Here is a 1406-nt window from a genome sequence, read left to right as displayed (position 1 = left end):
GATGCGCTAGTCGGGCTTGTTGTCCCATCGCGGCAGGAGGACGTTCATGAGTAACGGTAGAGGCTTGTCCCGGGGTGATCGCAACCGAAACGCCCGCCTCGCGCGGCTGCGGGCGCTAGTCCCGGCCGATAATGCCATCGCCGGTATCGATTTGGCCGACCGGAAACAGATGGTCGTGGTCACTGATCACGACTCGAAAGTCTTGGCCCGCAAAACCTTCCGATGCCGCGCCTGGGATCTTGGCGTCGCCCTGGATTGGGTAGCCCAGATAGCAGCCGCGGCAGGTTTCGCTGGAGTGAGCGTGGCATGTGAACCGACCGGACACCGCTGGCGCGTGCTGGGCCAGCTCGCCGCCGACCGCGGGATGGCGTTCGTGTGTGTCCAGCCGTCGATGACGTCCTGGTCACGCCGTGCCGAGGATCTGACCTGCGACAAAACCGACGAGAAGGACGCGGTGCTCATTGCCCGGTTGACCGCCCAGCTGCGCTGTTATGTCCCCGAACCGGTCGATGAAACTTGGGGCCGGCTGCGCCATCTCGGCGCTCGTCGCGAGCAGTTGATCGTGGAGATGGTCAGCCAACTCCAGCAACTGCGTGCGCTGCTGGAATGCGTGTGGCCTGCCGCGCTCGACACCGCCCGCCAACCATTCCGGTCCCGGACCTGGGTCGCGGCGATGCACGTGATCTGCGAACGCGACGCCGGCGACTTGACCCGCACTCGCCGGCTGGGCCCAGCTCGACTCGAACAGGCAGTCCGCCGAGAGATCACACGACGCGGCGGACAGAAACCGTCACTGCGGATCATCCGGAATCTGTTCGCAGCACTCGATGACCGCGCCGGAGTAATCGCCCACCGGCGCGGCGCGTTGGAACGGGTGCAGTTGCTGCTGGGTGATTGGACCGAGACCAAACGGCGGATCACCGACACCGAAACCCGAATGGTCAACGTGCTCAACGAGCTTCGCCTCACCGACCTGGTCACCTCCATCACCGGCATCTCCGCGGTCAGCGCGGCAGCGATTCTCGCCGAAACCGGGAACCCCTCCCGGTTCGCTACCGCCCGCGCCCTGGTCAAACACGCCGGCCTGGCGCCGCGAGAGAAACTGTCCGGCACGTTCACCGGACGCACCAAACTCACCGGACAAGGCCGCCCCAGCCTGCGCCTGGCCGCTTGGCGAGCCGTATGGGGCGCCAGGCACACCAACACCGTCTATGCCGCCCGCTACCAACACCTGACCAACCGCGAAGACAACAAACTCACCCCGACCCAAGCCCAAGCCGCTATCGCCGCAACCATCCTGCGCCACCTCCACGCCGTCATCACCACCGGACAGCGCTGGGATCCCCACACCGCAACCCATGGAACACGCCCACCAAATCTCCCAAACCCGGTGGCCGCCTGAGCCT

At 65.8% G+C, this 1406-nt stretch carries 1 protein-coding gene; it reads left to right on the top strand.

Translation table 11 applies throughout. The features are described 5' to 3' along the window. Positions 1–46 precede the first annotated feature (46 nt). Positions 47–1402 carry an IS110 family transposase gene (locus ACIBCN_RS44525; RefSeq protein ID WP_396998940.1) on the top strand — a complete coding sequence of 452 codons (1356 nt, stop codon included), beginning with the start codon at positions 47–49 and terminating at the stop codon, positions 1400–1402. Positions 1403–1406 lie beyond the last annotated feature (4 nt).

Origin of the sequence: Nocardia sp. NPDC051052 (assembly GCF_044456045.1) — a bacterium.
Lineage (GTDB): Bacteria > Actinomycetota > Actinomycetes > Mycobacteriales > Mycobacteriaceae > Nocardia.
The sequence above is the reverse complement of the archived record's forward strand: the minus strand, read 5'-3'. Positions and strand labels throughout refer to the sequence as shown.

Bases quoted from the DNA above. Each gene is read 5' to 3' on its own strand.
- ACIBCN_RS44525 (WP_396998940.1), top strand. From the start codon at position 47: ATGAGTAACGGTAGAGGCTTGTCCCGGGGTGATCGCAACCGAAACGCC.